Source organism: Intrasporangium sp., assembly GCF_032907665.1.
Taxonomy (GTDB): domain Bacteria; phylum Actinomycetota; class Actinomycetes; order Actinomycetales; family Dermatophilaceae; genus Intrasporangium.
The window spans coordinates 1-8758 of sequence record NZ_JAJJPG010000140.1; the positions used below are offsets into that span (position 1 = coordinate 1).

Genomic DNA, 8758 nt, shown 5'->3' on the forward strand with positions numbered 1-8758 from the left:
CAGACGAGGTGGGGCAGGTCGATGCGGTTCATCGTCGAGCAGTAGCAGACGTTCTTCTCGAGGAAGGCGACGCGCTGGCGCGGAAACTGCTGGGCGAGCCGCTTGACGAGGTTGAGCTCGGTGCCGACGACCCATGACGTGCCGTCCGGGGCTGCAGCGATGGTCTGGATGATCCGCTCCGTGGAGCCCACCTCGTCGGCGAGCTGGACGACCTCGTACTGGCACTCGGGGTGGACGATGACCTTGACGCCGGGGATCTCGCGCCTGGCCGTCTCGACGGCGTCCACGGTGAAGCGGCCATGCACCGAGCAGTGACCGCGCCACAGGATCATCCGGGCACCGGCGAGCTGCTCAGGCGTGAGCCCACCGTTGGGTCGACGAGGGTCCCACACGACGCAGTCGTCGAGGGACAGGCCGAGCTCGCGGACCGCCGTGTTGCGCCCGAGGTGCTGGTCGGGCAGGAAGAGGACCTTGCCGGTGCCGTCCACGCCGCCGACCTGCTCGAAGGCCCACTCGACGGCCGTCCGGGCGTTGGAGCTCGTGCAGATCGTGCCGCCGTGCCGACCCGTGAACGCCTTGATCGCAGCCGACGAGTTCATGTAGGTGACCGGGATGGTCTGTCCGGCCACCCCGGCCGCCTCGAGCTGCTCCCACGCGTCCTCGACCTGCGCGATCGCGGCCATGTCTGCCATCGAGCAGCCGGCGGCGAGGTCGGGCAGGATGACCGTCTGCGCCTCGCTCGTGAGGATGTCGGCCGACTCGGCCATGAAGTGGACCCCGCAGAAGATGATGTACGGCGCATTGGGCCGGGCCGCAGCCTCGCGGGCGAGTTTGAAGGAGTCGCCGGTCACGTCGGCGAACTGGATGACCTCGTCGCGCTGGTAGTGGTGGCCGAGGACGAAGACCTGGTCCCCGAGGGCGGCCTTGGCCGCCCGGGCCCGCTCGACGAGGTCGGGGTCCGAGGGTGCGGGCAGGTCGCCGGGACACTCCACGCCGCGCTCCGTGTGCAGGTCGGTGCCCTGCCCGAGCACGAGGAGGGGTAGTGGTGCGGGTGCGGCAGCCGTGTCCGTCGTCATGGGGACAAGGGTATGCCGCCGGGCCCGCAGGGCACCCATCGGTCCTTCCGCTCGGGTCCGGGGCACGGAGCGCCTCCGCCACCACTCCGGCGAGAAAGGCGTTGACTTCACGTTGGGTTGAAGTCGGAGCCTGTGCGCATGACACCGATTCGTACTGCCCTCATCACCGGAGCCAGCCAGGGTCTGGGCCGGGCTCTCGCTGGTGCTCTCGCTGCTCGGGGCTGGCGCCTGCTCCTCACCGCGAGGACTGCCGCGGACCTGTCGGCCACCGCCGACGCCCTTCCCGTGGAAGCGGAGGTCGTGGCCGTGCCCGGGGACGTCTCCGATGCCGACCACCGTGACGACCTTCGGCTGGTCGTCGACGAGTGGGGTCGCCTCGACGTGCTCGTCAACAACGCGAGCACGCTCGGGCCGACGCCGTTGCGACCGCTCCGGGACCTCACCTCCGACGAGCTGGCCGAGATCCTGTCGGTCAACGTCGTCGCTCCCCACGCGCTGGCCCGACTGCTTCTGCCCGCGCTCGAGGTCGCTGGCGGCGTGGTCCTCGACATCTCGTCCGACGCGGCGGTCGAGCACTACGAGACCTGGGGCGGCTACGGCGCGTCGAAGGCAGCGCTCGACCACCTCACCCTGACCCTCGGGGCCGAGCAGAGCCGTATCCGCGCCTACGCCCTCGATCCCGGCGACATGCGGACAGCCATGCACCAGAGCGCCTTCCCCGGCGAGGACATCAGCGATCGGCCCCTGCCGTCCGACCTCGCGGTGCCGGCCGCCCTGTCGCTGCTCGACCGTCGGCCGGAGAGCGGCCGGTACCGGGCGTCCGACCTCCTCACGGACGCCCCGACGGCCCCGGCAGCCACGGCGCCGACTGGCGCGCCTCCCAGTGGGGTGGCGTCATGACGGCCGAACTGACCCGGGTGCCCTCGACGCGCTTCCCTCCGACCGACGACCTCACGGCAGATGCGCCACCGGAGGCGAGAGGCCTCGCCCGGGACGAGGTGCGGCTCCTCGTCGCAGCGCGACGTGGGGGAGAGGCGGCAGTCGAGCACGCGAGCTTCCGTTCCTTCCCGGAGCACGTCCGTCCGGGGGACGTCCTCGTCGTCAACAACTCGGCGACGGTCAACGGCGAGGCCGACGGCACCGTCACGGGTCGTGGGCGGGTCGTCGTCCATGTCGGGGGCGAGCTCGACGACGGTTCCTGGGTCGTCGAGCTCCGAACGCCTCCGGACGCCTCTGAACCGATCCTCGACGCCATGGCCGGCGACGTCATCGACCTGCCCGCCGGGGGACGGCGGCGACGGAGGGTCACGCTGCGGATCCAGCTCGTCGAGCCCTACCCGGAGCCCGGCTCGTCGCCGACGGGACAGGGCAACCGGCTGTGGCGGGCCGTCGCACGAGGAGAGACTTCGCTCTCCGACCACCTCCGCTCGGCCGGACGGCCCATCGCCTACGGTTACCTGCGCGGACGGTATCCGCTCGAGGCCTACCAGACGGCGTTCGGCCTCGTCCCCGGCAGTGCCGAGATGGCGAGCGCCGCCCGGCCCTTCACTCCTGCACTCGTCACGCGGCTCGTCGCCAGCGGGGTGCACATCGTCACCGTCACCCTGCACACCGGCCTGTCGTCCCAGGAGAGCAGGGAGGCGCCCCAGCCCGAGCGCTTCGCCGTGTCCGCTTCGACGGCTGCCGTGGTCAACGCGGCCCGCGGAGCCGGTGGGCGGGTCATCGCGGTGGGGACGACGGCGACACGCGCGATCGAGTCCGCCACGGACGTCGACGGGGCGGTCCACGCCGCTGCCGGGTGGACGGACCTCGTGGTCTCGCCGGACCGGCCGGCCAGGGTCGTCACCGGCCTCGTCACCGGCTGGCACAACCCGGACGCATCGCACCTGCTCCTCGTCGAGTCCGTCGCCGGGGTGGAGCTGACCCAGCGCGCCTATGACGCGGCCCTGGCCCGGCACTACGCATGGCACGAGTTCGGCGACTCGGCGCTGCTCCTCCCGTGACGCCGGCGGGTCGGGTCCGCGCCGAGATGTGACAGCATGCGGGCGTGCACGTCCTCATCGCCCCGGACTGTTTCACCGGCACTTTGACGGCCGGGCAGGCAGCGGACGCGATGGCAGACGGGTGGTTGCGCGGCGCGCCGCACGACACCGTCGAGACCGTGGCCCTCTCGGACGGTGGGCCCGGGTTCGTCGAGGTGCTCGCCGCAAGCCTGCCCGGCCGGACCCACGCCGTCGTCGTGGCCGACCCGCTGGGCCGGCCGGTGCCGGCGACCGTGCTCGTCGTCGGGGACACCGCCTACGTCGAGTCCGCCCAGGCGGCCGGGCTGCACCTGCTCGCGCCCGAGGAGCGGGACCCGACCCGAACGACCACGTTCGGCGTGGGCGAGCTCGTCGCGGCGGCCCTCGACCTCGGCGCGCGCCGCGTCGTCGTCGGTCTGGGCGGCTCAGGCACCAACGACGCCGGGGCCGGGTTGCTGGCCGCCCTCGGGGTCGGCACCCGGCAGCGCCTCGGGATCGGAGGGCTGGCGCTCGGAGCGGTGACCGTCGACGACCTCACCGGGATCGACGAGGCCAGGGACCGGTTCCGCAACGTCGACCTCGTCATCGCGAGCGACGTCGAATCACCGCTGCTCGGCCTCAAGGGCGCGAGCGCGGTCTTCGCCGGCCAGAAGGGCGCGTCAGAGGAGCAGGCCCAGGCCCTCGAGGGGGCCCTGGGCCATTTCGCGGGCGTCGTGGCCCGGGTGCGGCCGCCTGCGACCGACCTGCTCACGCGAACGGCGATCCGGCCGGAGCGCGAGCCGGGTGCCGGCGCGGCCGGTGGCCTCGGATACGCACTCCACCTGCTCGGGGGGCGTCGGGTCCCCGGCATCGAGGCGGTCCTCGAGGCCGTCGGCTTCGACGAGCGGGTTGCCCGCGCCGACCTCGTCGTCACCGGGGAGGGATCCCTCGACTGGCAGTCGTTGCAGGGCAAGGTGGTCGTCGGCGTCGCTGAGGCGGCGGCCCGGCGCGGGGTTCCGGTCATCGCCGTCCCCGGTCGGTCGGAGCTCGGCCGGCGGGACGCCATGTCGGCGGGGCTGTCCGGGGTCTACGCCGTCGTGGAGCGACCGGCCCAGTCCGACGCTGTCCTGGGCGACCCGGTGGGGACGCTCGCCGCCCGCGTCGCACGAGTGGCACGCACCTGGTCGCCGCCCCGTACCTGAGACGGGGTGAGGGGGGTGGCCCGCACGCTCCCTGCTGGAGAGCCCGGCGAGCGCGCGACCCGGCAGGCCGCGGGACCGAGCCCGGCGGCATACGGGCTCTACGTCGTCGCCACCAGCACGCGCAGGGCGCGCGGTGCGTGCATGTCCGGAGCAGGGACGTATCCTAGGGACGTCGGGAACACTTCCGGCGACGCCTGGGTTGTCACTCCAGACCCATGCTCTCTGACGTGAAGGACTGCACATGAGTGTCGAGACGAACGCTTCCGCCGAGGTCCAGACCGAGGCTCCCGCCCACGGTGTCATCCTCACCGATGTGGCGTCCGCGAAGGTCAAGAGCCTTCTCGAGCAGGAGGGTCGCGACGACCTGCGCCTGCGCGTGGGCGTCCAGCCCGGCGGTTGCTCGGGCCTGATCTACCAGCTCTACTTCGACGAGCGCACGCTCGACGGTGACCTCGTGCGCGACTTCGACGGTGTCGAGGTCGTCGTCGACCGGATGAGCTCGCCGTATCTCGAGGGCGCGACGATCGACTTCGCCGACACGATCGAGAAGCAGGGCTTCACGATCGACAACCCCAACGCGGGCAGCAGCTGCGCCTGCGGCGACTCCTTCAGCTGAGCACGACGACGAAGGGCCCCACCGACGGTGGGGCCCTTCGTCATGCGGACGTATGCCGCTGGGCGTGCTGTTCGCCCGGAGGTGCGCTGCCGTGCCGGGGGGTCTCAGAAGCCATAGTCGCCCAGCTCGCTGACCAGGGCGGTGGCCCTCTCCGGCACGTCGATGTCGACGTGCGGGTGAGGTGCCCCGTGGGCCGCGAAGTGGGGGAGGTGGATGGCGCGGCAGTCCTCGGCGAGCTCTGCCACGCTGCCGGTGTCGAGCCCGTCACGAGGGGTCGGGAACTCCGTCGGCGCCGTGCTCGAGGTGCTGGATGCCGTCGTGCGGCTGGGCAGGCCCGGGGTGCTCATGTGTTGCACGCTATGCGGGTGGACCATCCCTGACCACCCTTACCGCACGGTAGGAACGGGCGGGGCCGAGATTCTCGTCACCCGGACTCGCGCAAGGCCTCACCACGGGCGCGACAGTGCGTCGGGTCCTTCCGGCTCAGGCGGGGTCGCGCGGGGGGTACGAGGCGACGAGGGGCGTGTCGAACGGCAGGACCCCGAGCTTCGCGGCCCCACCCGGGGAGCCGAGCGGCTCCGACTGGCCGGGCATGGTCTCCTCGAAGAAGTCGGCGTTGTCCACGAGGTAGGGCTGGAGGTCTGCGGGCAGGTCGTCCTCGTAGTAGATGGCCTCGACCGGACAGACGGGCTCGCACGCGCCACAGTCGACGCACTCATCGGGGTGGATGTAGAGGGACCGCTGTCCCTCGTAGATGCAGTCGACGGGGCACTCCTCGACGCACGCGCGGTCCTTGACGTCGATGCACGGGCTGCCGATCACGTAGGTCATCAGCTCTCCTCTTGAGGTTTTCACAAGTTAGTTGTAAAAACACTGTAGACCGTCGATCCAACAGAGATCCAGCAGAGGAGAAGAGTCGATGGCGACCGAGCAGCGCAGTGCAGACGACCGCATCACCGTGTGGGGTGACTTCACCTGCCCGTGGAGCCACCTGGCCTGGCGACGCACGGAGCTCCTCGCCGACGACGGCGTCGAGATCGACTGGCGCACCGTCGAGCACGAGCCGTGGCGCCACGTCGGCCCGGCCGACGTCATCGCCCGCCACCGGTCGCTCCACGACGAGGTGCAGCAGGTGCTCGGCCACCTCCTCCCGGGAGAGCCCTTCCCCTACGCGCCGCCCACCCACGTGCCCTTCACCGGTGCGGCGACCTCGGCCTATGCGGAGGCCTACGCCGCAGGGGTCGACCGACCGGTGCGACGCACGCTCTTCCGGTCGTTCTGGGAGGACGGGACGGACCTCGGCGACGCACGCATCCTCCGCGAGCTCGTCGCCGACGAGCTGCTGGGCAGCTCGTCGACCTCGGAGCCGGTCTGGCGCTGGGGCCTCGCCGTCGACGTCACGGGTGGGCCGGTCTCCGGGGCGGCGTGGCACCTCGTGCGGGACTGGCGCTCCCAGTGGCGCGAGGTCGGGGGCACGGTCCCGACAGTGCTCGTCGGAGGACGCCGCATCGTCGGCGTCGAGGCCGTGGACTGGCTCGGCGCGCAGGTGCGCGACCGCGGCCTCGCCGCATGGGACGATCCACAGCGTGAGCACTCCGCCGCCTGACCGAACCGACCTCGGGCCCGACCTCGGGGCCGACTCAGGGGCCGACTCTGGCGCCGACTCAGGGGCCGACACGGCCCACCGGTTCGGTCCCACCCGGGCGCGCGTCCTCGACGTGCTGCAGGACCTCGCCGCGCCGTCCACGGCTGCCGAGGTGGCCGCGCGCCTCGGCACGCACCCGAACACCGCGAGGTTCCACCTCGAGGCGCTCGTCGGGGTGGGTGTCGTGTCCCGCGAGCGAGAGGACCGCACGGCCCCGGGCCGGCCCCGGACCCATTACGTCGCCGCGGTCACCGGGCCGCGGAGCAGTCAGCGCAGCTACCGGCTCCTCGCGGAGATCCTCGCCACCCACGTCGACTCGAGCGCGCCGGACCCCACGGGCGAGGCCGTCTCCGCGGGTCGCAGGTTCGGGCGGACCGCCGCCCCTGCCGCGGAGCGGCCGCAGTCCGTCGCCGCGGCTGCCGGTCTCGTCGTCGACACGCTCGCCGGCATGGGCTTCGAGTCGCAGCCCACCCCGGAGACGGACTCGGTGCGCATCGATGTCACGACGTGCCCGTTCCTCGAGGTGGCCACCCGGCACCTCGACGTCGTCTGCGCCATCCACCGCGGGCTCATGGAGGGGCTGCTCGAGTCCGCAGACGCACCCGCCGGCGTCGAGAGCCTCGAGCCACTCGTCGGTCCGAGCCACTGTGTCGCCCGCCTCACGGGCGCGGCGACAACCGCACCCGCGCCGGCACGCTAGGTTTTCGCCTGTGCAGATCGCCATCACGGGTTCCATCGCCACCGACCACCTCATGACCTTCGAGGGCCTCTTCGCGGACTCCCTCGTCGTCGAGCAGCTCGACAAGATCTCGCTGTCCTTCCTCACCCAGGACCTCCAGGTCCGTCGGGGCGGCGTCGGGGCCAACATCGCCTTCGGCATGGCGTCGCTCGGCCAGCGGCCGGTGCTCGTCGGGGCAGTGGGGGAGGACTTCACCGACTACCGCTCCTGGCTCGAGCGCCACGGCGTCGACTGCCGGTCGGTCCACTACTCCGACTCCCAGCACACCGCGAGGTTCGTCTGCACCACGGACCGGGACATGGCGCAGATCGCCACCTTCTACGCCGGCGCCATGACCGAGGCGCGGGACATCGAGCTCGGCCCGGTCGCAGACCGGGTCGGCGGGCTCGACCTCGTCGTCATCGGCGCCAACGACCCCGTCGCCATGCAGCGGCACACCGACGAGTGCCGGTCTCGGGGCATCCCCTTCGCCGCGGATCCGTCGCAGCAGCTGGCCTTCCTCGACGGCGAGGGCATCAGGGCCCTCATCGACGGGGCCGAGTACCTCTTCACCAACGAGTACGAGGCGGGGATCGCCTGCCAGAAGACCGGGTGGAGCGACGACGAGCTTGCCGATCGGGTGCGCGTCCAGATCAAGACCCAGGGCAAGGACGGAGCCACGGTGCGAGTCCGGGGGGAGGAGGCGATCCATGTGAAGGCCGCCCGGGAGGTCCGTCGGGCCGACCCGACGGGCGTGGGCGACGCCTTCCGTGCCGGCTTCCTCACCGGCCTCGCCGCGGAGCTGTCGGTCCAGCGGTGCGCCGAGCTCGGCGCCATGCTCGCGACCTACGTCATCGAGACCGTCGGGACGCAGGAGTACACCTTGAGAAAGGGCCGCTTCCTCGAGCGGCTCGCGGAGGCCTACGGCGACGACTGCGCCGCCGAGATCGGTCCGCACATCGAGTGCGAGCGACCCTGACCGTGCAGCGCCCGACCGTCACCTCGACACGCCAGGCAGGCCCCGGACGATCGTCCGTCCGACCCCCGATGATCCCCTCGACACGCTAGGCAGGACGGCTCCCGTGCCCATCGCGCCGCAGCCCACCCCGTGGGACTTCGACCTCGACCGGGTGCCGCCCGGCGAGGACCTCATCGGCATCGGCGCCGACCTCGAGGTGCCAACGCTCTACGAGGCGTACACCATCGGGGTCTTCCCCATGGGGATCGGCGAGCACGGCGGGGAGCCGTTGGGATGGTGGTCCCCGGACCCGCGGGGAATCCTTCGTCTGGGCCACCTCCGGGTGAGCAGGTCGCTCCGCAAGTCGTTGGCGCGGTTCGAGGTGCGCGTCGACACCGCCTTCGAGCAGGTGGTCCTCTCCTGCGCCGACCCGAGGCGCTCAGGGCGATGGATCACGCCGCAGGTCGTCGAGGCCTACGTGCGCTTGCACGAGGCGGGGTGGGCCCACTCGATCGAGACCTGGCAGGACGGCCGACTCGTCGG

11 protein-coding genes are annotated in these 8758 nt (G+C 72.0%); 8 read left to right on the forward strand and 3 right to left on the reverse strand.

The genetic code is table 11. From position 1 onward, the window contains the following. On the reverse strand, positions 1-1076 hold a 1076-nt coding region (gene nadA, locus LOY02_RS16040), incomplete at its 3' end, for a quinolinate synthase NadA (RefSeq protein WP_317183371.1). A 138-nt stretch (positions 1077-1214) separates the two neighbouring features. Between nadA and LOY02_RS16045 the strand changes: the two genes are divergently transcribed. The 4 genes from LOY02_RS16045 to LOY02_RS16060 all read left to right on the forward strand — a co-directional run bounded on the left by LOY02_RS16045 (position 1215) and on the right by LOY02_RS16060 (position 4894). After that, positions 1215-1976 carry an SDR family NAD(P)-dependent oxidoreductase gene (locus LOY02_RS16045; protein WP_317183372.1) on the forward strand — a complete coding sequence of 254 codons (762 nt, stop codon included), beginning with the start codon at positions 1215-1217 and terminating at the stop codon, positions 1974-1976. Continuing rightward, a complete protein-coding gene (locus LOY02_RS16050) occupies positions 1973-3079 on the forward strand; it encodes an S-adenosylmethionine:tRNA ribosyltransferase-isomerase (RefSeq protein ID WP_317183373.1) in 1107 nt (368 codons plus the stop codon). The genes LOY02_RS16045 and LOY02_RS16050 overlap by 4 nt, the downstream gene beginning before the upstream one ends. A 44-nt stretch (positions 3080-3123) precedes the next feature. Then, a complete protein-coding gene (locus LOY02_RS16055; RefSeq protein ID WP_317183374.1) occupies positions 3124-4278 on the forward strand; it encodes a glycerate kinase in 1155 nt (384 codons plus the stop codon). 241 nt (positions 4279-4519) lie between these two features. After that, positions 4520-4894 (forward strand): iron-sulfur cluster assembly accessory protein, encoded by a 375-nt coding sequence (locus LOY02_RS16060; RefSeq protein ID WP_317183375.1) that lies wholly within the window; start codon positions 4520-4522, stop codon positions 4892-4894. A 104-nt stretch (positions 4895-4998) separates the two neighbouring features. Here LOY02_RS16060 and LOY02_RS16065 read toward each other — a convergent pair whose 3' ends face one another. Together LOY02_RS16065 and fdxA are read right to left on the reverse strand one after the other, a co-directional pair. Beyond that, positions 4999-5241 carry a hypothetical protein gene (locus LOY02_RS16065; protein ID WP_317183376.1) on the reverse strand — a complete coding sequence of 81 codons (243 nt, stop codon included), beginning with the start codon at positions 5239-5241 and terminating at the stop codon, positions 4999-5001. 136 nt (positions 5242-5377) lie between these two features. Continuing rightward, a complete protein-coding gene (gene fdxA, locus LOY02_RS16070; protein WP_317183377.1) occupies positions 5378-5725 on the reverse strand; it encodes a ferredoxin in 348 nt (115 codons plus the stop codon). Positions 5726-5813: 88 nt separating this feature from the next. Between fdxA and LOY02_RS16075 the strand changes: the two genes are divergently transcribed. The 4 genes from LOY02_RS16075 to LOY02_RS16090 form a co-directional block, all read left to right on the forward strand. Continuing rightward, the gene (locus tag LOY02_RS16075; protein WP_317183378.1) at positions 5814-6500 is read left to right on the forward strand and encodes a DsbA family protein; all 687 of its coding nucleotides are present in this window, start codon (positions 5814-5816) and stop codon (positions 6498-6500) included. After that, positions 6481-7239 carry a helix-turn-helix transcriptional regulator gene (locus LOY02_RS16080; RefSeq protein ID WP_317183379.1) on the forward strand — a complete coding sequence of 253 codons (759 nt, stop codon included), beginning with the start codon at positions 6481-6483 and terminating at the stop codon, positions 7237-7239. Before LOY02_RS16075 ends, LOY02_RS16080 begins: the two co-directional genes overlap by 20 nt. Positions 7240-7249: 10 nt before the next feature. Then, positions 7250-8236, forward strand: coding sequence for a carbohydrate kinase family protein (locus LOY02_RS16085; RefSeq protein ID WP_317183380.1), 987 nt, complete (start codon positions 7250-7252; stop codon positions 8234-8236). A gap of 103 nt (positions 8237-8339) precedes the next feature. After that, positions 8340-8758 (forward strand): leucyl/phenylalanyl-tRNA--protein transferase (locus LOY02_RS16090; protein ID WP_317183381.1); only part of this gene is annotated, 419 nt, incomplete at its 3' end.